Source organism: Allopusillimonas soli (assembly GCF_004153445.1).
Taxonomy (GTDB): domain Bacteria; phylum Pseudomonadota; class Gammaproteobacteria; order Burkholderiales; family Burkholderiaceae_B; genus Allopusillimonas; species Allopusillimonas soli.
The window spans coordinates 837,190-860,829 of record NZ_SDQC01000001.1 but is presented as its reverse complement, the minus strand read 5'-3'; the positions used below and the strand labels follow the sequence as shown (position 1 = coordinate 860,829).

At 61.7% G+C, this 23,640-nt stretch carries 23 protein-coding genes and 1 riboswitch; of the genes, 16 read left to right on the top strand and 7 right to left on the bottom strand.

Features of this window, described 5'->3' with window-relative positions; translation table 11 throughout:
* Nucleotides 1-54 precede the first annotated feature (54 nt).
* The 3 genes from ERD78_RS04045 to ERD78_RS04035 are packed head-to-tail and all read left to right on the top strand — an operon-like array spanning nt 55 to nt 3,053.
* Nucleotides 55-1,185 (top strand): C4-dicarboxylate TRAP transporter substrate-binding protein, encoded by a 1,131-nt coding sequence (locus ERD78_RS04045; protein ID WP_129967949.1) that lies wholly within the window; start codon nt 55-57, stop codon nt 1,183-1,185.
* Between the two features lie 24 nt (nt 1,186-1,209).
* Nucleotides 1,210-1,746 carry a TRAP transporter small permease subunit gene (locus tag ERD78_RS04040; RefSeq protein WP_129967948.1) on the top strand — a complete coding sequence of 179 codons (537 nt, stop codon included), beginning with the start codon at nt 1,210-1,212 and terminating at the stop codon, nt 1,744-1,746.
* A complete protein-coding gene (locus tag ERD78_RS04035) occupies nt 1,743-3,053 on the top strand; it encodes a TRAP transporter large permease (protein ID WP_209019939.1) in 1,311 nt (436 codons plus the stop codon). Before ERD78_RS04040 ends, ERD78_RS04035 begins: the two co-directional genes overlap by 4 nt.
* Before the next feature lie 35 nt (nt 3,054-3,088).
* Here ERD78_RS04035 and ERD78_RS04030 read toward each other — a convergent pair whose 3' ends face one another.
* Nucleotides 3,089-3,883: a crotonase/enoyl-CoA hydratase family protein gene (locus tag ERD78_RS04030; protein WP_129967947.1), complete on the bottom strand. Its 795-nt coding sequence runs from the start codon at nt 3,881-3,883 to the stop codon at nt 3,089-3,091.
* 314 nt (nt 3,884-4,197) lie between these two features.
* On the opposite strand from ERD78_RS04030, the gene ERD78_RS04025 reads away from it, so the two are divergent.
* The 4 genes from ERD78_RS04025 to ERD78_RS04010 are packed head-to-tail and all read left to right on the top strand — an operon-like array spanning nt 4,198 to nt 8,632.
* Entirely contained in the window at nt 4,198-5,349 is a 1,152-nt protein-coding gene (locus ERD78_RS04025) for an acyl-CoA dehydrogenase family protein (RefSeq protein WP_129968340.1), read from the top strand.
* Nucleotides 5,350-5,360: 11 nt separating this feature from the next.
* Complete coding sequence (locus ERD78_RS04020; RefSeq protein WP_129967946.1) at nt 5,361-6,377, top strand: acyl-CoA dehydrogenase family protein; 1,017 nt, start codon at nt 5,361-5,363, stop codon at nt 6,375-6,377.
* Between the two features lie 20 nt (nt 6,378-6,397).
* Nucleotides 6,398-7,585, top strand: coding sequence for an alpha-hydroxy acid oxidase (locus ERD78_RS04015; RefSeq protein WP_129967945.1), 1,188 nt, complete (start codon nt 6,398-6,400; stop codon nt 7,583-7,585).
* Between the two features lie 57 nt (nt 7,586-7,642).
* Nucleotides 7,643-8,632: a quinone oxidoreductase family protein gene (locus ERD78_RS04010; protein ID WP_129967944.1), complete on the top strand. Its 990-nt coding sequence runs from the start codon at nt 7,643-7,645 to the stop codon at nt 8,630-8,632.
* Between the two features lie 57 nt (nt 8,633-8,689).
* Here the strand turns inward: ERD78_RS04010 and ERD78_RS04005 are convergent, their stop codons facing one another.
* Nucleotides 8,690-9,469 (bottom strand): SDR family oxidoreductase, encoded by a 780-nt coding sequence (locus tag ERD78_RS04005; RefSeq protein WP_129967943.1) that lies wholly within the window; start codon nt 9,467-9,469, stop codon nt 8,690-8,692.
* A gap of 122 nt (nt 9,470-9,591) precedes the next feature.
* On the opposite strand from ERD78_RS04005, the gene ERD78_RS04000 reads away from it, so the two are divergent.
* The 5 genes from ERD78_RS04000 to ERD78_RS03980 all read left to right on the top strand — a co-directional run bounded on the left by ERD78_RS04000 (nt 9,592) and on the right by ERD78_RS03980 (nt 15,529).
* Nucleotides 9,592-10,488, top strand: a complete 897-nt coding sequence (locus ERD78_RS04000) for a LysR substrate-binding domain-containing protein (protein ID WP_129967942.1) — start codon at nt 9,592-9,594, stop codon at nt 10,486-10,488.
* Between the two features lie 252 nt (nt 10,489-10,740).
* Nucleotides 10,741-12,429, top strand: coding sequence for a thiamine pyrophosphate-binding protein (locus ERD78_RS03995; RefSeq protein WP_129967941.1), 1,689 nt, complete (start codon nt 10,741-10,743; stop codon nt 12,427-12,429).
* 31 nt (nt 12,430-12,460) lie between these two features.
* Entirely contained in the window at nt 12,461-13,915 is a 1,455-nt protein-coding gene (locus ERD78_RS03990) for an aldehyde dehydrogenase family protein (protein ID WP_129967940.1), read from the top strand.
* Between the two features lie 60 nt (nt 13,916-13,975).
* Nucleotides 13,976-14,650 (top strand): RraA family protein, encoded by a 675-nt coding sequence (locus ERD78_RS03985; RefSeq protein ID WP_129967939.1) that lies wholly within the window; start codon nt 13,976-13,978, stop codon nt 14,648-14,650.
* A gap of 30 nt (nt 14,651-14,680) precedes the next feature.
* Nucleotides 14,681-15,529 (top strand): IclR family transcriptional regulator, encoded by an 849-nt coding sequence (locus ERD78_RS03980; RefSeq protein ID WP_129967938.1) that lies wholly within the window; start codon nt 14,681-14,683, stop codon nt 15,527-15,529.
* A 57-nt stretch (nt 15,530-15,586) separates the two neighbouring features.
* Here ERD78_RS03980 and ERD78_RS03975 read toward each other — a convergent pair whose 3' ends face one another.
* A complete protein-coding gene (locus ERD78_RS03975; RefSeq protein WP_129967937.1) occupies nt 15,587-16,219 on the bottom strand; it encodes a LysE/ArgO family amino acid transporter in 633 nt (210 codons plus the stop codon).
* 109 nt (nt 16,220-16,328) lie between these two features.
* On the opposite strand from ERD78_RS03975, the gene ERD78_RS03970 reads away from it, so the two are divergent.
* On the top strand, nt 16,329-17,282 hold the full coding sequence (locus tag ERD78_RS03970) for a LysR family transcriptional regulator ArgP (protein WP_129967936.1): 954 nt from the start codon (nt 16,329-16,331) through the stop codon (nt 17,280-17,282).
* 62 nt (nt 17,283-17,344) lie between these two features.
* Nucleotides 17,345-18,484 carry an NAD(P)/FAD-dependent oxidoreductase gene (locus tag ERD78_RS03965; RefSeq protein ID WP_129967935.1) on the top strand — a complete coding sequence of 380 codons (1,140 nt, stop codon included), beginning with the start codon at nt 17,345-17,347 and terminating at the stop codon, nt 18,482-18,484.
* On the opposite strand, the gene ERD78_RS03960 is transcribed toward ERD78_RS03965, so the two are convergent.
* A complete protein-coding gene (locus ERD78_RS03960) occupies nt 18,447-18,956 on the bottom strand; it encodes a YbaK/EbsC family protein (protein WP_129967934.1) in 510 nt (169 codons plus the stop codon). The genes ERD78_RS03965 and ERD78_RS03960 overlap by 38 nt on opposite strands.
* 174 nt (nt 18,957-19,130) lie before the next feature.
* Nucleotides 19,131-19,293, top strand: a riboswitch (FMN riboswitch).
* 122 nt (nt 19,294-19,415) lie between these two features.
* Between ERD78_RS03960 and ERD78_RS03955 the strand changes: the two genes are divergently transcribed.
* A complete protein-coding gene (locus tag ERD78_RS03955; RefSeq protein ID WP_129967933.1) occupies nt 19,416-19,907 on the top strand; it encodes a 6,7-dimethyl-8-ribityllumazine synthase in 492 nt (163 codons plus the stop codon).
* A gap of 4 nt (nt 19,908-19,911) precedes the next feature.
* Nucleotides 19,912-20,613 (top strand): riboflavin synthase subunit alpha, encoded by a 702-nt coding sequence (locus tag ERD78_RS03950; RefSeq protein ID WP_129967932.1) that lies wholly within the window; start codon nt 19,912-19,914, stop codon nt 20,611-20,613.
* Nucleotides 20,614-20,660: 47 nt separating this feature from the next.
* On the opposite strand, the gene ERD78_RS03945 is transcribed toward ERD78_RS03950, so the two are convergent.
* The 3 genes from ERD78_RS03945 to ERD78_RS03935 form a co-directional block, all read right to left on the bottom strand.
* A complete protein-coding gene (locus tag ERD78_RS03945; protein WP_245152319.1) occupies nt 20,661-21,617 on the bottom strand; it encodes an alpha/beta hydrolase family protein in 957 nt (318 codons plus the stop codon).
* The gene (locus tag ERD78_RS03940; protein ID WP_129967931.1) at nt 21,618-22,826 is read right to left on the bottom strand and encodes an ABC transporter substrate-binding protein; all 1,209 of its coding nucleotides are present in this window, start codon (nt 22,824-22,826) and stop codon (nt 21,618-21,620) included.
* A gap of 319 nt (nt 22,827-23,145) precedes the next feature.
* Nucleotides 23,146-23,574 carry a PaaI family thioesterase gene (locus tag ERD78_RS03935; protein ID WP_129967930.1) on the bottom strand — a complete coding sequence of 143 codons (429 nt, stop codon included), beginning with the start codon at nt 23,572-23,574 and terminating at the stop codon, nt 23,146-23,148.
* Nucleotides 23,575-23,640: the final 66 nt, after the last annotated feature.

Below are 23,640 nucleotides of genomic sequence, written 5' to 3'. Positions count from 1 at the left end.
TGCGATTACATAGTGTTATGTTTTCCCTAGTATAAATATCACAGGAGGCGACACATGAGGTGCCAGACTATCCTCAAGACGCTGGTTGCGGGCATTTTCGTCATGGCCGCGGGCGCCGCGTTTTCCAAAACCGTCATCAAGGCCAGCAGCTGGCATCCGCCCAAGCACCCCGGTGTGGTGGGCGGCTACGAGCCCTTCATGGACTACGTCAAGAAGGCCTCGAACGGCGATATCGATTTCAAGTTCTGGAGTGGCGGCGCGTTGCTGGGAGCCAAGGACACGCTGCCGGGTGTTGAAAACGGGGTTGCGGATATCGGTGTGCTTGCGCTCACCTACTTTCCGGCGGAATTTCCCTATTTCCAGCTGATATCCGATATGGCGATGCTCTCCAGCAACCCGCCCGCGGTGGCCGGCGCCGTGGCCGAACTGGTGGCGCTGGATTGCGAACCCTGCCGCAAGGACTTTCTGGACAAGGGGCTGGTATTCACATCGGGCTATTCGACGACACCGTACACCCTGATTTCCAAGGAACCGATCAATGGCCCGGATGATTTGAAGGGCAAGAAGTTCCGGTCGGCGGGTACGCTTTGGGATCGCTGGACAAGCTATGTCGGCGGCACGTCGGTGAATGTTTCCGCGGCGGAGATGTTCGAGGCGCTTGATCGAGGCGGCGTGGACGTGGCGGTGTTCTCGCCATCGGCACTGCAGTCGTACAGCTTGTGGGACGTAGCCAAGTACGATGTCATGCTGCCGCTCGGCACCTACGCTGCCATGTCGCTCTTTACCATGAACCAGGCGTTCTGGCAGGACCTGACCGATGAGCAGCGGCGCATTCTGCTGGATGGTTCGGCTGTCGGCGCCATGGGTACGACCTTCGCCTACATGAATAGCGACAAGTCGGCGGAAGCCAAGGCCAAGGAACATGGCGTCAGTCTGGTCGAGCCGAGCGAGGCGCTATTGCAGCAACGCAGCGAGTTTGTGGAAGCCGATTTGAAGAAGGTGGCGGAAATCGCCAAGACGCGCTATCACATTGACGATGCGCCGAAGTGGATAGCCAAATACCGTGAACTGCTCAAGAAGTGGGAAGGCATCGTGAAGGAGACCGGCGGCGACCAGGCCAAGCTGGTCGAGGCCATGCAGAAGGAAATCTATGCCAAGATCGATCCATCTACTTACGGCATGTAGCGGCTGAGCCGGAAAGAGGACACCATGTACAGTCTTATCCGACGCATTGAGCGCTGGATGATATTCGTTGGCGGCGCATGCCTGGTCGCCATGATGCTGCATGTCAGCATTGATGTCATCAGCAAGTATGTGTTCAACCACCCCGTGCCGCTCACCATGGAGATGGTGTCCTACTACTACATGACCGCGGTGGCTTTTCTTCCCCTGGCTGCCCTGGAGCGCAAGGGCGCTAGCCTCGTCCATGTCGAGCTGGTCTATGGAAAGATGTCCCGCCGCTTGCGCACGGTAGTGCTGCCTATGGCGCTATTGGCGAGCGCGGCCTACTGCGCATGCGCGGGCTATGCGGCATGGAAGCCTGCCGTCCGGGCCATGCGCACGGGCACGTACGCCGGCAGCGACATCATTGTGTCGATATGGCCGACCCGCTTCCTGCCGGTCGTGGGCTTCGCCCTGCTTGCGCTTGTACTGCTGGCCAAGGCCGTGAATGTCGTGCGCCACGGCATCGAAAGCGAAGGCGAGGAAGATTTGCTGGAGAGCGTGCGTGAAGAGGGGATGACATGATGGATGGTATTTCCCTCGGGCTGGCATCCCTTGTCGTCGTCATTGTTCTGCTGGCGCTGCGCATACCCGTCGGTGTCGCCTTGGGCGGCGTGGCCTTCGGCGGCATCTGGCTGTTTGCGGGTCCGCGGGCGGCATGGGGCACGCTCTCCCAGGTTCCCTACGAGTTCACGGCTCACTGGACACTCAGCTCCATTCCCATGTTTCTGCTCATGGGCTATGTGGCGTATTACTCCCGTATCACCGAAGCGCTTTTCCGAACGGCGCAGCTATGGCTTGGCCGCCTGCCGGGTGGCCTGGGCATCGCATCGGTGTCGGGTGCGGCGGGCTTTGCCGCCGTGACGGGCTCGAGCATGGCCGCGGCGGCGGCCATGGGGCGCATCGCGGTTCCTGAAATGATGAGGCTGGGCTACAACCCTGGTTTCTCCGCCGGAATTGTTGCCGCGGCGGGCACCATCGGGTCCATGATTCCGCCCAGCATCATCATGATTGTCTATGGCGTCTTTGCGGAGGTCTCCATAGGGCAACTGTTCATTGCGGGTGTGATCCCGGGGATTCTCACGGCCATCTTCTATTCCATTGTGATTGCTACGCGCGTGACCATCACGCCGTCGATTGCGCCCAGGCTGGCGCAGACGCCACCCATGTCGGTCCGGATGCGTTCGCTGCTGGAAATATGGCCGTTCATGCTGTTGGTGATAGGCGTGTTCGGCGGCCTTTTTTCAGGCATATTCACACCGACCGAAGCGGGCGCGGTCGGCGCGTTCCTGTCCTGCATCATCGCTCTGCTAAAGCGCGCATTGACGTGGAGCGTCATCAAGCAGGCCACGGTGGAAACCATAAGGGGCACGGCCTCCATCTTTTTCATTGCCATAGGCGCGGCCTTGCTGACGCGCTTCCTGGCCATGACGGGCCTGCCCGATTTCCTGTCGCAGCATATTGCGTCCATGCATGTCAGTCCGCTGGTTCTGATGATAGGTATAGCGGCGCTCTATCTATTCCTCGGTATGTTTCTCGACCCGTTGGGATGCATGCTGCTGACTCTGCCCATCGTCCTTCCCATCCTGGAGAACCAGGGCGCCAATCTGGTCTGGTTCGGCATCCTGCTGGTCAAATTCCTGGAAGTGGGGTTGATCACGCCACCGGTGGGACTGAATGTCTTTGTGATCAAGGAGATATTGGGCAACAAGGTGCCTCTTTCCAAGATATTCGGTGGCGTCACCTGGTTTATCGCCTCGGATATCGTGTTGATCGCCATACTGGTGTGGTGGCCGCAGATTGCGCTCTTTCTGCCCCAGTATGTGAAGTAGCGAAGATGAGGCGGGAAGCAGTCGGGCGGTGATCCCTATTTTTTCTTGTTTGCGCGGCGGTTCAGGAAATCGTGCACTGCCTGCGCGTGTCCCGGTGTCTTGTGGGCAATGGCTTGAAAGCCGGCAGCCATTTCAAGGACTGTGTCCAATCGGCCAAGCTGGGCCTCGCGCAGCAGGCGCTTGCTCATTCGGACGGCCTCGGGCGGGTTGACGGCAATACGGCGCGCCAGCGCCAGGCTGTCCTCGCGCAGTTGTGCGGCCGGGCTGACCCGCGATACCAGCCCCCAAGCCAATGCCTGCTGGGCATCGATGGCATCGCCGGTAAAAGTCATTTCCGCGGCGCGCGACATCCCGACTGCGCGCGGCAGCAGCCACGCGCCGCCATCGCCGGCAACCAGGCCCATCTTGACGAAGCTTTCGGCAAAAAAGGCCGTATCGGCGGCAATGCGGATATCACACATGCATGCCAGATCGCATCCCGCACCTATGGCGGGGCCATTGACCGCGGCGATGGTGGGGATCTCTATGTTCTGCAAGGCCAAGGGCAGGCGTTGGATGCCGAACTGATAAGCGTGACGCAGCGTTTCCACTTTCACGTCGGGTTCGATTTGGCGTCCCATTTCCTTGATATTGCCGCCCGACGAGAACACCTTGCCGGCACCGGTCAGGATCAGGACACGTACCGATGGATCGCGTTGCAGGCGCTCGAGTTCGGCCAGCAAGTCGTCCACCATGCTATTGCCGGTGAGGGCATTGCGTGTGTCCGGATCATTCAGGGTCAGGGTGACGATGCCGTGATCGTCCTGTTCTGTTTGCAAGATACTGCTCATGGATACCTCGGCTTGGCGTTGCGGCGTTGAACGCTCGCGCGCTGTTGGATTTGGAGATGGCAGTCGCCCTGTGGGGCGAGGCATGCTGCGGCCAGCATAGCGGCACACCCGTCGCATGGCCAATATTTTTTTCGGCCCCGTCCATACACAAATGCTATGGCGCCTCGCCGATACCGTTAACATATCGTTCGCGAGAAAAATAATATTAGACAGCTAAAGCCTCATGCAGCGATAGTAAAGCCTTTAATCAAGCGACGCGCGGGCCGCACGCAATGTTGCGCAAGCGGCCGGTGCGCGGCGCGAAAGCCGCCATCATGCTGGACACCCTGCCCCTGACCTGGATACCCGAAGAAGACGAGGCGCTGCGGACGGAAGTGCGCAGGTTTCTTGATGAAACACTGAAGGATATACCTGACGACGTGCGCGCTCGATCATGGTTGGGCTTCGATGCGGCATTCAGCCGCAAGCTTGCGGACAGGGGCTGGCTGGGCCTGTCTTTGCCAAGGCATTACGGCGGCGCGGAAAAGGGCGCTTTCGCGCGGTACGTCATTTCCGAGGAACTGCTGGGGGCCGGCGCGCCGGTGTCGGCGCATTGGATTGCCGACCGGCAAAGCGGACCTCTCATACTGAAGTACGGAACGGAACAACAGAAATCCTACTATTTGCCGCGTATTTGCCGCGCCGAGGCATTCTTCTGTATAGGCATGAGCGAGCCGGGGTCGGGTTCCGATCTTGCCAGCATCCGCACACGGGCGGTTCACAACGACAAGGGCTGGCTGCTTAATGGCAGCAAGATCTGGACAACGAATGCGCCCCGGTCTCACTTTATGATCGCGTTGGTCAGGACCTCGGGCGAGCCGGCGGACCGCTACAAGGGATTATCGCAAGTCATCGTGGACCTGACTCTGCCCGGCGTTGATATCCGCCCGATTCGGGACCTGTCGGGCGACGCGCATTTCTCGGAAGTTTTTTTCGAGAATGTGCAGTTGAGCCCGGACGCGCTTGTCGGCGAGGAAGGCGATGGCTGGGCTCAGGTCAATGCGGAGCTCGCCTTTGAGCGCAGCGGCCCCGAGCGGCTGTATTCGAGCATGGTGCTGGTGGAATCATGGCTGCGCTACTGCCGCCGACGCGGCGAAGCCGGCGCATTGTCCAGCGTTACGCTGGGCCGCATCGTATCCTCACTGGCGGTGCTGCGGGCTTTGTCCATTTCCCTGGCCGGCCAGTTGGCAAGGGGAGAGAGCCCGGCCATGCAGGCAACCCTGGTCAAGGACCTGGGCACGGAAATCGAGCAGGCAATACCGCGTTTGATTGGCGATGCCGTCGCCAATGACCCCCACGCCTGCCGGGACATCACGCTGATGCGCACGCTGGCTTACCTGGAGCAGCTTGCGCCGTCATTTTCGCTGCGCGGCGGCACACGTGAGATTCTGCGCGGCATCATTGCCCGCGGTCTCGGCCTGCGTTGAGGAACGGATACATGGAAAACCTGCTTGCTGATTCTTTTGAACGCCTGCTGGCGCAAGTCTCCTCCCCCGCCGCTGTGCGTACGGTGGAGGAGGGCGGAGACCCAGCTGCCTTGTGGGCGCCGATAGAGGCGTCCGGATTTCTGGATGTGCTGGTTCCGGAAGAGCGCGGCGGCGCGGGTCTGGGGCTGGCCGACGCATTCCCGCTGTTCATGTCGGCGGGACGGCACGCCTTGCCCTTGCCCTTTGCCCACACCGTGTTGGCGCGCGCGTGCCTCGCCAGCGCAGGTCAGGACATTCCTGAAGGGCCCATTACGCTGTTGCCTTCGGACGGCCTGCTCTGGGAGGCGGCGACGTTCAGTGCCCTTGTACCCTACGGCGCCAGCGCGGACTGGGTATTGACCACTATGGAAGACCGGTCGGTGCTGCTGCCTGTTGCCGCGGCAACGCGCGAGGGTGCAACCGCCCGCGGCGGCATTCGCCACTTGCTGGTGTGGAACGCACTGCCGCTGGAAAGCATTATTTCAGGGCCGGCGCAGGCCGATATTGCCGCGGTATCGGCAGCGGCCCATGCCGCGCTGATTGCGGGCGCAACGGATCGCGTGGTCAGCATGACGCTGGACTACGCGGACCAGCGTACACAGTTTGGCAAACCCATTGGAAAATTCCAGGCGATTCAGAGCCAGCTTGCTGTGATGGCAGAGCGCGCGCTCGTGGCGCGCATCGCAGCCGGCATGGCCTGCCAGTCATCGGACTGGATACCTCAGCCCCTGCTGGCGGCTGTCGGCAAAGGCCGAGCCAGCGAAGCCGCGGCGATCGTGGCGGATATAAGCCATGCGGTCCATGGCGCCATCGGCATTACCGAAGAATACGATCTGCAGCTTTACACGCGCCGCTTGCGGGAATGGCGCCTTTCGGGCGGTGCCGAGGCCCACTGGGACCATCAAGTCGGCGAGGCCTTGCTCGCGTCCGAAACGTCAGCGCTGTCTTTTCTGTGCTCAGCCCTGTTTCCCGCTGCGCGGGATTGCTGAATGATGCGTGGAGTCAGCCGATGAGGAACTTGGATGCCTTTCTTTCCCTCGCGGACTTCGAGGCTGCCGCGCGGCGCAGGCTGCCGCATGCAGTCTTTGAGTATGTCGTGGGCGGCACGGAGGATGGATTATCGGTCAGGGCCAATCGCGCATGCTTCGATGCGCTGCCCATGCGACCGCGGGGGCTGGCGGGTGTCGCCGGACGCAGCCAGTCGGTCTCGCTGTGGGGCATGGCGTATCCGTCGCCGGTGGGTATCGCACCCATGGGCGTGACGGCCATCTGCCGCCGGCGCTGCGACATGGCGCTGGCGCGGGCTGCACGCAGTCGCGGCCTGCCGTATGTGATTAGCGGCGCCTCATGCGTTGCGCTTGAGGAGATCCAGGCCGACCCGGGTGGGGCTTGGTATCAGGGTTATTTTCCGGGGGATACGCAGAGGCTGCAGCGCATCATCGAGCGACTCAAGCGGGCTGGCATCGAGGTGCTTGTGGTGACCAGCGATACGCCGGTGGCGGCAAACCGTGAAAACAATCAGCGCAATGGCTTCACGATTCCGTTCCGGCCCAGCGGGTCCCTGCTCCTGGATGGGCTGCGCCACCCACGGTGGTCCATGGAGGTTTTCTTTCCTACCCTGTTCAAGGACGGCATCCCGCGCTTCATGAATCTCTATGAGGAGCCGGGGCCGGCCATCACAGCGGAGCCCGCACATGGCTTTCGCGGGGGCAGGGATTTGCTCACCTGGGAGCATATGCGGTGGCTGCGCGATCATTGGCAGGGCAAGTTGGTGGTCAAGGGCATTGTGCATCCGCGGGATGCGCAGATGGCGGTGCGCTGCGGCATGGACGGCATCATCGTCTCCAATCACGGAGGACGCCAACTGGACGGCGCCATGGCGCCGCTTACGGCGCTGCCCGCCATCCGGGACAGCGTTCCGGATGACTTTGCCGTCATGCTGGATGGCGGTATTCGTCGTGGAACCGACGTCCTGAAAGCTGTCGCCCTCGGGGCGAATATGGTGTTCATTGGACGTCCGGCATTGTATGGCGCCGCCGTGGCGGGCGAGGCGGGGGCTGGCAAGGTGCTGGATATTCTGCATGCCGAGATCGATCGCAATCTGGCCTTGCTGGGATGTGGGCAAATTGAAAACTTGAATGCGGATTATCTGGACCCAATACAGCTTGGACGGTTCGTCGGCAAAAGGCTCGATTGATACGGGGTCGCCGCTGCCTGTGTGTGCAAAGCGGCATCGAAACAAGGGAGTGGATAAATGGCGAGAGAGCGGAGCGAAGCCATCATCGTGACCGAGCATGGCGCGGCCGGTGTCATGCAATGGCGGGAAGTGGATGTGCCCGAACCTGCAAAAGGCGAGGTCACCATAGTCAATCATGCCATGGGCGTGAATTTTATCGATGTCTACCATCGCAGCGGTTTGTATCCGGGCAGGCTGCCGCACGGCATAGGCGTCGAGGGCGCTGGCACGGTGCAGGCCGTGGGCCCAGGCGTGGATTTTCTAATGCCCGGAGATCGTGTCGCCTATGCCATGAGCGCGGTGGGCGCCTACGCGCGTCGGCGTACGCTTTCCGCGGCCGCGCTGGTGAAGCTGCCGGATGCCATCGGTTTCGAGGAAGCCGCTGCAGTCATGATGAAAGGCCTGACCTCGCAATATCTGCTGCGCCAGACTTATCGGGTTCAGCCGGGAGAGACCATTCTTTTTCATGCCGCGGCGGGAGGTGTTGGGCAGATCGCCTGCCAATGGGCGCGCCATCTTGGCGTCAAACTCATCGGCACCGCGTCCAGCCCTGAAAAGGCGGCACTGGCGCGGGAGAACGGCGCGTGGGAGACCATAGACTATTCCCGTGAAGACGTCGTTGAGCGCGTCATGGATCTTACCGATGGGCAGGGCGTGCCGGTGGTATACGACGGTGTCGGTCAGGCCACCTGGGAAGCTTCACTCGCCTGCCTGCAGCCGCGCGGCCTGATGGTCAACTTCGGCAGCGCGTCGGGACCTGTTCAGGGTGTGAGCCTGTCCGCCCTGCAAAAGAAATCGCTGTATGTGACCCGGCCGGGAATCACCGCTTACCTTGACACGCACGAAAAGCTCGAGGCGGCTGCTACCGACCTGTTCGATGCCATGCGGCAGGGCGCCATCAAACCCAATATCTCCCATCGCATGCCTTTGCGCGAAGCCGTGCGGGCCCACGCCCTGCTGGAGTCCCGCCAGACTACCGGTTCGACCATCCTGATACCCGGCGATTGACCGCCTGGGCGCCAGCCAGGACCTTCGCGCCGGATGGCGGTTCGACAAACCGGCTCGCTAAAGCAGGCCCGGGTATGCGCCGCCATCGATCAGCAGGTTCTGACCGGTGATGTAGCCAGCATGGGCGCTGCAAAGAAATGCACAGGCGTGGCCGAACTCAGCGGGTACACCAAAGCGGCCTGCGGGAATTGCGTCGGCCTGGCGCCGTGTTTCCGCTTCCAGCGGCACGCCTGCGCGCTCGGCGCGTACGGCATTGTTCGCCCGCAGACGATCTGTGTCGAACTTTCCGGGAAGCAGGTTGTTCAGCGTTACGTTGTGCGGAGCAAGCTGGCGTGCCACGCCTGCGGCAAAGCCCGTGAGACCCGCGCGCGCGCCATTCGACAGGCACAGGATATCCACCGGTGACTTGACCGCCGCTGATGTGATGTTCACGATGCGGCCAAATTTCCGTGCAATCATGTCGTTTACAGTGGCCTTGATGAGTTCGATGGGCGCGAGCATATTGGCCTGCAGCGCCGCCTGCCAGTCGTCCGGTGTCAGCTCGCGGAAGTCGCCGGCCTTGGGGCCGCCTGCATTGGTAATCAAGATATCCACCTGCGGGCAGGCCCGCAGCGCCATGGCGCGGCCTTCAGGCGTACTGATGTCTGCCGCCACGGGTACGGCTTGAACGCCGGTTTCCTGCGCAATTCGCCTGGCGCTCTCCTGCAGTGGGCCGCTGGTACGCGAAACCATGACCAGATGAGCGCCTTCTTCCGCCAGGGCCGCCGCGCATGCATAACCCAGGCCCTTGCTGGCCCCGCACACAAGCGCCCACTTTCCCTTTAGTCCAATATCCATGTCTCCTTCCTCCCGTATAGCGTTAGCCTCGGTTGCTTGACGCTACATGGTATAGGCTCTATGTTTTCGGTTCCAATATTATTCTTGCGATAACCGATATTTTTTATGTATGAGGAGCGGCCATGGATTTCCGTCATTTGCAGCAATTTGTCGTGCTTGCGGAAACCCTTAATTTCCGTCGCGCCGCCGAGCGGCTGCACATGTCGCAGCCCCCGCTTTCGGTGTCCATACGCAAGCTGGAATCGGAGCTGGGAGTCGATCTGTTTGTGCGCGGCAAGGACGGTGTCCGTCTCACCCCCAGCGGCGAGGCGGCGCTTGCCGACGCGCGGCGCGCCCTGTTTCACGCCAATCAGTTCAACGAGGCTGCGCGGGCTGCGTCGACTGGCGATGGCGGGGTATTGCGGGTCGGTTTCGTTGGCTCGGCCACGCACTACATCCTGCCGCGCATAGTGACCGCCTTTCGCAGCCGGCATCCTGGCGTGCAGCTCGTGTTGCGGGAAGCGACCTCCGTGCGCATCATGCAAGGCCTGGAAGACGATACGCTGGATGTGGGTGTGGTTCGGGTGCCCGTGTCATCACATGCGGGTACACGCCTGCTGCCCTTGCAGACCGAGCCTTTCATTCTCGCCGTGCCGAGCGCCCATCCCCTGGCCAAGGTCAATCCCGTTCGCCTCCAGGACTTGTCGGAGGAGGGCTTTATTCTCTACACGCAGTCAGACGCGGCGGGGTTGCGCATGGCTTCGATTCACGCCTGTCAGTTGCGGGGGTTCACGCCGCGCCTGGCACAAGAGGCGGTCCAGGTGCAAACCGTGTTGAGTCTGGTGGAGGCCGGTCTTGGCATTGCGCTCGTGCCATCGATCAACCGGCGTCTCAACAGCGAAAAAATTACGTACAAGGCGCTGGCCGATTTTCCCGAGAGCGCCTCGATCGGCATTTCCCTGACCTGGCGTCCCGATGTCGAAACACCGGCGCTGCGCAACTTCCTGCAGGTGGCCAGCCAGCTTTTCGACCTGCAATAGCGGCCAACAGGCAGCCGGGCCTGGGCTGCCTGTCCCCATTTCCGAGAATGAACGGCATTTACAGTGAAGTGCCATTCAGAATGCTTGCGCTTTTTTATAAAAAATAAAATCAAAAAATCAATAAATAAAAAATAAATTGCAAATAATGAAATTTAGGCGTTCAATATGAAGTGCTGTCAACACGGAAATGGAATGCTTGCTTCAGGGGCTTTTCCCTGGAGATGGCATGAGGCGACAGGGAGAGGAGCCAGCATGCGTCAAAATCAAAACCTGCCACGCACCGGCGGCCAGATACTGGTCGACCAGCTTCGCATACACGGCGTGGATCATGTCTTCTGCGTTCCGGGCGAAAGCTATCTCGCGGTGCTCGATGCGCTGTATGACTCGGGTATCAATGTCACCGTGTGCCGCCAGGAGGGCGGTGCCGCCATGATGGCCGAGGCGCATGGCAAACTTACCGGCAAGCCCGCCGCGTGCTTTGTCACGCGCGCGCCGGGCGCCACCAACGCCACGCCGGGCGTGCATGTTGCATCACACGATTCCACACCCTTGCTCGTCTTTGTGGGACAGGTGCAGCGTGGCGTACGAGAGCGCGAAGCGCTTCAGGAGCTGGATTACCGGGCCGTCTTTCGACCCATGGCCAAATGGGCCACCGAGATCGACAGTGCGGCCCGTATACCTGAAATCGTCTCGCGTGCTGTGCACTTGTGCATTTCGGGACGGCCCGGCCCTGTTGTCATCGGCCTTCCGGAGGACATGTTGGTTGAGTCGGCGGTTGTGGGCGATGCCCGACCGGCTGTGCCTGTGGCGTCTTTTCCGGGACCGGACCAGATCCGCCAGTTGCAGGATCTGCTGGCACATGCCGAGCATCCCCTTATTGTGCTTGGCGGATCGCGCTGGAACGAAGAAACCGTCGCGCGCTTCGCAGAAACGGTTGGTCGGTGGGACATGCCTGTGGCTGTATCGTTGCGCCGCCAGATGCTTTTCCCTGTGGACCACCCCTGCTATGTGGGCGATCTCGGTTTTGGCCCCAACCCCAGGCTGGTCGAGCTGGTGAAACAGGCCGACCTGATTGTGCTGTTGGGCAGCCGCATGTCGGAAGTGCCCAGTCAAGGCTACACACTGCTCGATATTCCTGTGCCGCAGCAGACGCTGGTGCATGTGCATCCCGATGCGGCGGAGCTTGGGCGCGTATACGAGCCAACGCTGGCCATCAATGCCGCGCCGCAGGCCTTTGTCGATGCGGTGAAGGCCATGGATTTGCCGAAGCTGGCTTCGCGTTCGCAATATCGGCAGGCAGGCCGCGAGGCGTGGCTGTCATGGAGCGACACCAGCTGCATTTCCTCGCCGGGCACGCTGCAGATGGCGGAGGTCATGAGCTATCTCAATGAGCGGCTGCCGAAGGATGCCATTATCTGCAATGGCGCGGGCAATTACGCAACCTGGGTGCACCGCTTCCATAAGTTTCGCCACTTTGGCACGCAGTTGGCTCCGACTTCGGGTTCCATGGGTTATGGCGTGCCGGCGGCGGTGGGGGCGAAGCGGTTGATGCCTGAACGCACGGTCATCGCCTTTGCCGGCGATGGATGCTTTCTCATGCACGGGCAGGAATTCGCCACCGCCGTGCAGTACGGGCTGGCGGTCATGATCATCATCGTGGACAACGGCATGCTGGGTACGATACGAATGCATCAGGAGCGCGAATACCCGGGCCGCGAAGTGGCGACCAGCCTGCGCAACCCCGATTTTGCAGCGTATGCCCACGCATTCGGCGGGCACGGCGAACGGGTGGTCAAGACCGACGAGTTCCCCGGCGCCTTCGAACGGGCGCTGGCATCGGGCAAGCCATCCATCATTCATTGCCTGATCGACGCTGAAACCATCAACCCTTCCTACACGCTCAGCAGCGTGCGCGAAGCAGCCATTGCCGCCGGACGATGAGGTCCGGGAGCAAGGACAAGGAGTGCCTGATATGACCAGCCAATATGGAAATCTGATCGACGGCGAATGGGTGTCGACGCCGGAGGTCAATGTCAACATCAATCCATCCGATACAGACGATGTAGTGGGCAGATATGCGCGAGGCGGCCGGGATGATGCGGTTCGCGCCATCGAAGCGGCGAGGCGGGCCTTTCCCGCCTGGGCGCGCTCGGTGCCGCTCGACCGGCACGACATGCTCATGCGCGCATCGGCGGAGGTTCTCGCCCGGGCCGATGATCTGGGCCGTCTGCTTGCCCGTGAAGAGGGCAAGACATTGGTGGAGGGGGTTGGCGAGGCTCGGCGCGCCGGTCAGGTACTCGCCTTCATGGCTGGTGAATCGCTGCGCATCGGTGGCGAGCGTATTCAGGGCCTTGCGGCGGGCAGCGACGCCGAAGTGACGCGTGAACCGCTGGGAGTGGTCGCCGTGATCACGCCATGGAACTTTCCCATTGCCATCCCTGCATGGAAAATCGGCGCGGCGCTGGCGTATGGCAACTGCGTTGTGTTCAAGCCGGCGGAACTGGTGCCCGGCTGCGCATGGGCGCTGACCGACATCCTGCACCGCGCGGGCGTTCCCAGGGGTGTCCTCAATCTTGTCATGGGCAGCGGCAGCAAGGTGGGCGCGGTATTCGCAGAGCACGAGGACGTCGACGCCATGACGTTCACCGGTTCCGTGCCGACAGGCCGCGCTATCGCGGCGGCCTGTGTTGCAGGCCCGACCATGAAGCGCATGCAGCTGGAAATGGGCGGCAAGAACCCCCTGGTCGTGCTGGACGACGCAGATCTGGACAATGCCGTCGAATGCGCGGTGAATGGCGCGTTCTACAGTGCCGGCCAGCGTTGCACAGCCTCGTCGCGCTTGATTGTCACAGCGCCGATTCATGACCGCTTTGTGAATGCCGTCATTCAACGCCTGAAATCGCTCAGAATCGGCCATGCGCTTGATCCGGAAAATCATATCGGACCGGTGGTGGATCAGAGGCAGCTGGATATCGACCTGTCCTATCTGGATATCGGGCAGCGGGAAAATGCCAGGCTGGCATGGGGTGGCGACAGGCTGCAGCGACCCACGCCAGGCTTCTATTTGCAGCCGGCCTTGTTCACGGACGTCGAGCCCGGGATGCGGATTGCCCGTGAGGAGATATTCGGCCCGGTGGCCACCGTGCTCAAGGTAAAGGACTACGAGGAAGCGCTTGCGGTGGCCAATGATACCGAATTTGGACTTTCCGCCGGCATTTGCACGACCAGCCTGAAGTATGCCAGCCACTTCAAGCGCAACAGCGAAGCCGGTATCGTCAAGGTGAACCAGGGCACCAGCGGCCTTGATTTCCACCTTCCCTTCGGCGGCCGCAAGGCGTCCTCATATGGCCCGCGCGAGCAGGGCCGATATGCCGCCGAGTTCTATACCATCGTCAAGACATCGTACACATCGCCGGGCCAGCCCTGATGCGAACCAGGCTGCCGAGTCCGGGGAAAGCCGGAACGCAGTCCGACCCAAGGAGAAGACATGAGCATACATACGGGAACGCGGCCTCCTGTTTCCGCGGCGCTGATTGCGCGCTTCAATGGGCTTGAGACCAGCACCATCGGCAATGTGCTGGACGACCTGGGCCTTGGAGGCATTATTCTCAACATCAAGCCTGTCGGGACCGGCATGTCTTTTGCCGGAGCGGCGCTGACGGTCAAGGAGGTGACCGGCGCTCAGCACACCTACCGGCCCGAAGAATTTGGCCTGGGGGCCGTGGTGGACGGCATCCAGCCGCTGGATGTCGTGGTCATCGACAATGGCGGCCAGCAGGTTTCCACATGGGGCGGGGTTGCGTCGGAGGCCGCCGCCCGCAATGGCGCGGCGGGGCTGCTGGTCGATGGCGGCATACGCGATGTGGACGAGATCATGGCGCTGGGATTCGCCGCATTCTCCCGCCATGTCGTGCCCCTGTCGGCCAAGACCCGTGTCAAGGTCATCGAAATCAACACGGTCGTGAAAATTGACGGCGTGGCCATTGCGCCGGGGGATATCATCGTGGGTGATTCCACCGGCGTGGTGCGGGTGCCGCTGGCCAGGGCCGAGGAAGTGGCCGCCCGCGCATGGGAATTGGCCGAGCAGGATAGCCAGGCCATCAAGGAAATACGGGCGGGGCTGAGTTTCACGAAAGCGCTGAAGAAATTCTCCAAGCTTTAGAATACTGGCATTTCATGCATCCGGTAGAACATGGCTAAGCGCAATACGGCAGCATCCATCGACAAAGACGATACCGTCCGGCCAAACCCACGTGTCGCCTCGCCGTCCGGCACGCTGGCGCGCGGACTTGCCATCATGGACGTCCTTCTTGCTTCCAGCCAGCCTTTGTCCCTGATGGAGATCGCGGCACGGGTCCGGCTGGATCAAAGCACCATTTTGCGCATACTGCGGGTACTGGAGTCCGAGGCACAGGTGCTGCGCCTGGCCGATGGAAAGCGCTATATGCCTTCTCCGAAAGCACTGCGACCGTTGCCGCTGCTCCATCCGCTTGAGCAGCTGCGCCGCGAGGCTGCGCCCATGCTGCGTGACATGGCCGTGCGCATCTCGCAAACCGTTGTTCTGGTGGTGTACTTTGGCCTGCAGCGTGTGGTTCTTGATGTGCTGCAGGTGCACGGCTCGTTGAGCCCCTATTATGAAAGCTGGCTTAGAGGGCCACTGCATGCCTCGGGGCCGGGCAAGGCGCTTCTGTTGTCCATGCCGGCGCAGAAGCGCCGCGAAGTACTGGGCTCAGAGCCCTACAAAGCCTATACAGAGCACACATTGTGCACATGGCGTGACTTTCAGCGCAACATGGAAGAGGCGGCCACACTGGGTGTCATCAGCGTATGCGACGAGTTTTATGACGGGCTGACCGCCATGGCTGCGAACTTCCACAATGACCAGGGCCGGGCCCTGGGCTGCATTGTGGTCACGGGTCACTCGGCTGATCTGGATGCCAGTGAGCGCATCCGGGTTGCCCGGGAATTGGCCAATTGCGCTCGGCTCATGCCTTTTCAGGCGGCCTCGCTGCGACAGCTGGAACAATTGGCGGGCGCCTGAGCCAGGCAAGCGGCGACGGCTTCAACGCCCATGCCCACTGGGCGCGTGTACGCCGCATCAGATTCCTTTCCAGGCCAGGCCTACGGCCAGCAGCACCATCACGATGGCCACGGCGCCATCGAGCACCCGCCAGGCGCGCGGATTGGCGAACAGAGGTGCGAGCAGGCGCGCGCCCAGGCCCAGCACCGACAGCCAGATGACGCTGGCCGACAGTGCGCCGGCTGCGAAACCCAGGCGGGCGTCGGCGAAGCCGTGCGCCAGCGATCCGACAAGCATCATGTCCAGCCAGAAATGGGGATTCAACAACGTGAAGCCGGCGGCGCTGAGCAGGGCGGCTCGGCGCGAAGAGGCTGCCGCGCGGCTGGCTGCCAGCCCGCTGCCGGGCTTCAGCGCGCGCCTGCCCGCTTGAAATCCGTACCAGGCAAGAAAGGCGATGCCTGGCCACAGAATAATCGCGCCCAGCCATGGAACATGACGTGTTGCTGCTTGCAGACCCCAGACGCTGACAAAGATGAATATGCCGTCCAGCAGAGCGCACAGCATGAGGATGCTGGGAAGATAGGCCCGCATCAATCCTTGGCGCAGGATGAAGGCGGTCTGGGCGCCCACGACGGCAAATAGGCCAAGGCCGGTTGCCGTGCCGCTGGCCCAAGCTGTGAAGAGGGAAGGAAGTGTGGCGACGCCGAACATGGATTATCCAGGTAAAGACGGATGAAAGGGGGAAACAGGACGGTATTGTGGCGTCGCGGGGATATAAAATAAAGCTAATTTATTTAAATCCAGTTAAGGAAATCTAAAAATGAAACTGGAGCATGGAAATCTGCGCGCGCTGGCCGCCGTGGTCAGGGAAGGCAGCTTTGAGCGCGCAGCCGCCGCGCTCAATGTCACGCCGTCGGCCATATCCCAACGCATCAAATCGCTGGAGGAACGCATGGGGCGGCTGTTGGTCTTGCGGACCGCGCCGGTGCGGGCCACCGCCGACGGCATGATACTTGTGCGACTCGCGGAGCAGACCGCATTGCTTGAGCACGATGCCCTGGGTATGCTGGGATTGGACGGCAGTGCCGTGCCGTCCAGCATTGCGGTGGCGGTTAATCACGACAGCCTTGAAACCTGGTTCATGCATGCGGCGCGGCACTTTGCCCAGCGCAGCCAGATCACACTGGACATGCAGTCGGAGGATCAGGATCATACGGCTGATCTCCTGCGCCGGGGCGACGTGCTAGGCGCAGTCACCACGCTGTCCGATGCGGTGCAGGGTTGCCGCATTCATGTATTGGGCAGCATGCGTTATGTGGCAACCTGCTCGCCCGAGTTTCACGCGCGCCATTTTGCACAGGGGGTCGGCAAGCGCAGCCTGGCATCGGCGCCGGTGCTGGTATTCAATCGCAAGGACGATCTGCAAGCCCGATTCGCCCGCCGCATCATGGGTGACACGCCCTGGCAACCGCCTGTCTGGTGGCTGCCTTCATCGCGCGCATTCGTGCAGGCCACGCTGGATGGGCTGGGGTGGACCATGAATCCCGTGCCGCTGGTCAAGCATTTGCTGGACGAGGGCAGCCTGATGCCGCTACGCATGCACGCACACGAGGACGTGCCGCTGTACTGGCAACATTGGCGCACGGGATCGCAGGCCATGGATGCGCTCACGGACGCGGTGCTGGCGGCGTCCAGGACACTGGTCAAATCACGAGGCCGCGGCCAGGAGACGTCGAGGACGCCTGCTCGGCCTTCGCGGCGCCCCATGCCATAATGGTTCACACCAGTGGCCACTTTTGAAGGACGGCCTATAACAGACCAAAGGAGACAGCAGGCATGGCCCTCGACCCCGTATTTGATTTTGCAGTTGTCGGTGCAGGCATGGCGGGGGCGTCGGTGGCTTATCGGCTTGGGCTGCAGGGGGCGTCGGTTGTCGTGCTGGAGCAGGAGGCGCAACCCGGCTATCACACGACAGGAAGATCGGCGGCCATTTTCATCGAAACCTACGGTACGCCTCAGATCCGTGCGATGACCCGCGCCAGCCGCGACTTCTACCTGAGCCCGCCGGAAGGTTTTGCGGAGCATCCCATACTGTCTCCGCGCGGTGTTCTTTACATTGCCGAGCCGGGGCAGGAGGACAGGCTTGCAGCGGAGCAGCGTGAGTTTGAGCGGCAGGGGCTGGACTGCGAGGCCTTGAACGCGCAACAGGCCGTTGCCATGGTGCCGTGCCTGCTGCCCGGCAAGCTTTCCGGTGCACTTCTTGATCCGGTGGCCAGCGACATGGACGTGCATACGCTGCACCAGGGATTTTTGCGGGGTATGGCGCGCCATGGCGCCGTGCTCCAGTGCAAGTCGCAGCTGTGCGGCGCACGTCGCGAGCAGGCTGCCTGGCGGCTGCAAGTCAGCGGCGGAGAAACGCTATGTGCCCGCACGCTGGTGAATGCGGCGGGCGCCTGGGCCGACCCCGTGGCGCAGCTATGCGGCGTGGCGCCTATCGGCATTCAGCCCATGCGGCGCGCCGCATTCATTTTCCCCGCGCCGGATGAATACGACAGCGCTGGTTGGCCGGTCGTGTCCGACATCGCCGAAACGTTTTATTTCAAGCCGGACGCTGGCGCCATGCTGGGTTCGCCCGCGAATGCGGATCCGGTTTCGCCCCACGATGTTGTGCCGGAGGAGCTCGACATTGCCACAGGCATCTATCGTATCGAGTCTTCGACGACGCTGCGCATACGCCGCCCTACGCATACATGGGCGGGTCTGCGTTCGTTCGCGCCCGACCATGAGTTCGTCATCGGCTGGGAAGAGGGAGTGCCTGGCTATTTCTGGCTGGCGGGCCAGGGCGGATATGGCATACAGACTGCGGCGGGAGCGTCTGAACTGGCGGCGGCCCTGTTGCTTGGGCAGCCCGTGCCCGAGTCGTTGGCGCGGTTCGGTGTCACGGCCGAGGCGGTGAGCCCCCGGCGCCTGCGCTGACGGTCGTCGCGGCCGGCTGGGATACATCGACCCATTGCCCCCGCACCAAATCCACAAGACGCGTCGGATTGATCTTCACCGTGGAGTTGGCCGAGCCTGCGGCCGGCATGACGATGTCGTACTCGCGCAAGGAAATGTCGCAGTACACCGGCAGCGCGGTGGCGAGCCCGAACGGACAGACGCCTCCGACCGGGTGGCCGGTCAGCGTGAGGACAGTCTCGGCATCCAGCATTTTCACCTTGCTCCCGAAGGCCTGGCGCAGTTTTCTGTTGTCCAGCCGCACATCGCCGCGCGTTACGACCAGCACCGCCCTGTCTCCGGCGCGAAGTGAAAGTGTCTTGGCTATCTGGCCAGGTTCCACGCCATGCACTTCGGCCGCCAGACTTACCGTGGCGGTACTGTCGTCGGTTTCGATGATATCGATATCGGGGGCGTGCTGTTTAAGAAACTGCCGGACGGATTCAAGACTCATGGGTATACGGCCGCGCCGGTGCAAGAGGTTGTTGCCTGCGAAAGCCTGCTTGCCGGGGGCATGGGAACAAGGGATGCAAACCGACTGATTGTAACGCCTGCCTGTCTGGCAGGCTCGCACACGGCCTATGCTATAGTGCCAGCGCGGGCGTCAGGCCCATCAGCCGTACTGTCCGCGCGTTCTCAGGGCGGGGTGCAATTCCCCACCGGCGGTAGTGGCGTGCAATGCGCCTAGCCCGCGAGCGCCTGTCCGCGCATATCATCATGCCTGACGGGGTCAGCAGACCTGGTGCGATTCCAGGGCCGACGGTCATAGTCCGGATAAAGCGAGAGCGGGATATCGCCGGGTTCCTCGCCGCATGTGCATGCCGGTCGGCTGCATCTGCATGGCCGCGTTTCCAGGTACGTTTTCCTGTCTGTCCATGCCCTGTTTTTATATTCACGAAAACAGGAGTCCATCATGCTTACCCGAACACCTCCACAGGATCCTGCCGGCCAGGCCAAACGCATTGCCTTCGTCCAGGCGGGCTGGCATGGCGACATCGTGGCTCAGGCCCGGCTTGCCTTTATTGATGAAATGGCGATGCTCGGCCATGATGCCTCCTCGATAGATGTCGTCGATGTACCCGGCGCGTTCGAAATTCCTCTCCATGCCCGCCTTCTTGCCGAAAGTGGACGCTATGCGGCAATCGTGGCTGGCGCGCTGGTGGTCGATGGCGGCATCTACCGGCACGAGTTTGTGGCACATGCAGTTATATCGGGCTTGATGCAGGTACAACTGGAAACGCGTGTGCCGGTGTTATCCTGCGTGCTGACACCACAGGAACGGTTTGAGGGCGAAACGCTGCACCGGTTCTTTTTCGAGCATTTTCAACTCAAGGGCAGGGAAGCCGCGCAGGCTTGCGCCGCAACGATCGCCTCCCTGAACCAGCTTCAATTGATCAGAGAGTAAGCGTATGTTTACGGGAATAATCCAGGGCATTGCGGCGATTGAGGCCATCCAGGACCAGCAGGGGCTGCGCGCCTTCGATCTTGTCTTTCCGCCTGGTTTCTGTGACGGGCTTGAAGTCGGCGCCAGCGTTTCTGTGGATGGCGTTTGCCTCACCGTGACGCGCATTCTTTCCCCGACATCGGCAAGCTTTGACATCATGCTCAAGAGCCTGGACCTGACCACGCTTGGCGGCTATGCCGAAGGCGGCCAGGTGAACGTCGAGCGCGCGGCGCGCGATGGCGCCGAGATTGGAGGGCATCCTCTGTCGGGGCATGTCGATTTTCGTGCCCCGGTTCTCGATGTACGCGTTATGGACAACAATCGTGTCCTGCGCCTGGGCATTCCGCCCGATTTCCGCAAGTATGTCTTCAGCAAGGGTTATATCGCGGTGAACGGCGCCAGTCTGACGGTGGCCGAGGTCGATCGCGAAGAGGGCTGGTTCGATGTGTGGCTCATACCCGAAACCCGCCGCGCAACTGTATTCGAGCAGAAGCAGGCCGGTGATCTACTCAACGTGGAGATAGACCGCAGCACCCAGGTCGTGGTCGATACGGTGCGAGAGACCGTTCAGGCGTGTTTCGGGCGGCTGCAGCCTCTGCTGGAGGCGGCGCTGCGTGAAAAGGGGCTGGCGTTGGAAGATCTGCTGCAGCTTCCGCGGTCGCGTTGACGCGGCAAGCCAGACGCGCCGCGTCCGTCCGCGGCGAAGTCGGGTATTCAGTCCGCCTTCGCCGCGCGCAGCAGCCAGGTTGCAATATCGCCGGCAATAGCGTCGCTGTTGTCGTCCATCATCAGCAAATGGGAGTTGCCGCGTACGCCGCGCCGGGCCATTTCCCACCAATCCACTCTCGCACCGGCCCGCTCCAGCTCATGCCTGAATGCCGCCGCTTCCCGCATGAGGTCGCACCACAAGGGCGTCGCGTCCAGGTTGTCGCCGTATACGAACAGAAATTCGGTGCCATCCATGGCGCGCAGTGCGTCTCCGGAAAGAAACCCCGACGGCTCCAGCAGCACCATGGCCCGGACGATGTCCGGGCGGGTGCTGGCCGCCTGGAGCGCTATATAGCCGCCGTGGCTGTGTGACACCACGGCGCAGGGTCCGACGCGGTCCAGCACGGCGCCGAAGGCCTGAATCGCCGCCGGATTGTTGGACAACCAGCGCGGCACGGCGCCCATGGCCAATTCATCCAGGCAGTCGACCGGAAACCGCTGTCCGGCGAAGGGCTGCCGTTGAGGAAAGCATTCCGCAGCGCCGATACGGAAAAGACCCCATGCTTCCTGGGTGTTGCGCACGATGGGCGGCCCTGGCCACACATCTTCGAACGGCGTCCAGCCTGCGCGACCACGCTCCACATTATCGACCACATTCACGGTGAAGCCCGCTTTCACGAAATGCTGTGCCCAGCCCGCGCGGCCGTCGGGTGTCTGTTCCCACATTGCGCCTGTCATGCCGCCGCCATGGAGGAACACAACAGGCAGTCCGCCGTTCGGCTGCTCGGGCACGAAGTACTGCACATAGGCCTGTTCAATATGATAGAGGCCGTTGGGATCGTACGTCATGCTGGCGGTATCGGTGAAAGAAATTGTACGCGTCGGGCGCCCCTCCACCACGAGGCGGCGCCCTCCCGCGTAGAAACTGCCGAATCGCGCGATGCCGGTCATTGCGTCACGCATTTATTTCTTCACCAGCGGGCACTGGCTTTCAGCCAGCGGCCAGACGAGGTCCTTGCCCGGAATCGTGGCGACGATGTCGTAGTCGTCCCATTCACGCTTGGATGCCTTGGGCGACTTGACCTGTGCAAGCAGCATGTCCCGCTCCACCAGACCATCGGGACGGACATGGGCGTTCTGGCTGAACGCATCGTCGATCGGCAGCGAGCGGAACTTGGCCATTACCGCATCGGCATCGTCGGTGCCGGCCGCCTTGACCGCCTGGAGATAATGCCGCACCGAGCCATAGACCCCTTCCTGAAGGAAGGTGGGTGCCTTGCCCAGGCGTTCCTGGAATTTTTTGGTGAAGGCACGCGCGCCATCATTCATGTCCCAGTAGGAAGGCACCGTCAGATAAGTGCCTTGGGCGCTTTCCAGGCCAAGGCTGTGCACGTCGGTAATCATGAGCAGCATGGCCGCCATTTTCTGCTCGCCCGTGCCTATGCCGAATTCGCCGGCCTGCTTGATGGCATTGATGGTGTCGCCGCCGGCATTGGCCAGGGCAATGACCTGTGCGCCCGAGGACTGAGCCTGAAGCAGGAAGGAGGAAAAATCGGCCGTATTGAGGGGATGGTAGATGGTGTCCAGCACTTCGCCGCCATTGGCCTGCACGACATCCTGTGTGTCCTTGGCCAACTGTTTTCCGAATGCGTAGTCCGATGCAAGAATGAACCAGGTTTTCTTGCCGCTTTTGACCACCGCGCTAGCGGTACCCCGCGCCAGCGCATAGGTGGTGTAGGTCCATTGCACAGTGTAGGGAGAGCACTTTGCTTGCGAGAGCGCAGTGGTTCCTGCGCTGGACACCAATACGATCTTTTTCTTCTCGCGGGCAATATTCTGGACAGCCAGCGCGACGGACGAGTTGGGCAGGTCCACAATGGCGTCCACGCCGTCGACATCGAACCATTTGCGCGCGATGGCGCTGCCAACGTCCGGTTTGTGCTGGTGATCGCCAAAAATAACCTCTATCGGATGCCCCAATACGCTGCCGCCCGCTTCTTCCACGGCTATGCGCGCGGCCTCGACCGAGCCCTTGCCCGTCGCGTCGGATACCACACCCGACATGTCGGTGAGTACGCCTATCTTGATGGGATCCGCTGTGGCGGCGTGTGCGTGCAGTGGCGCGGCCAGCGCCAGGGCGGACAGCAGGGCGGTGAGATGTTTGCGGTTCATGGATGTCTCCTGTGTGGGTTGCCGCGGCTGCATCTCGGGTCGCGGTCATTCTTGTGGCAATTGAACGGTATTATCGCGCCTGTCGGGAGGTTCAGCACATCATCGCACTTTTCCGCCTACACGACTGTCTTTTTCCTCCCCAGTGTTTTTCCAGCAGGTACGGGGATGGTCGCCGACCACCACTGCGGTTCGCAACCTAGCCAACACGCTGCGGTGCCAGGGAATTGCCGGAGCCGGCGGCTTGATCTATCAGGCAGTTGCGCACAACAGCGCCGCGGTGCTGCAGGATGGGGTGGATTATGCGCAAGCGCCGCGGGCCTTAGCGGCGGCCCTGCGATTGCACGACGGCGAACACCCCGCTTGCTCTGAACACCTTTTCGTCATTGATATACAGAAAACACTCGGCGTACGCAATACGGCGCCCGGCGCGCTGCACGTCGCAGCGTGCGATGATCCAGTCTCCGACCTGCGCCGGTTTGTAGAAATCGCTGGAGAGGCTGACGGTAACCAGGCCCTGCCCGTCGTAGTGTTGCGCCACCGCATCGCCCAGCGCGCTGTCGGCGACGGTCATGAGAAAGCCGCCATGGCCGATTGCCCGCAGATTGCGATGTTTTTCCTGGACCTGGACGGCCAGGGCTTCAAGCTGCCCATCCACGATGTGATCGTAGAAGGGGCCGCAGAGATCCATGAAGTCGCTGGGATGGTCGCGCAGTACAAACCCTGCGGGAAGAGCATGATGTGTGTTCATTGAAGGGTACGATGAGCCAGCGCTCGTTTGCCAGTTGTTGTTGCAGTGCAGTAGCAAAGTATAGCG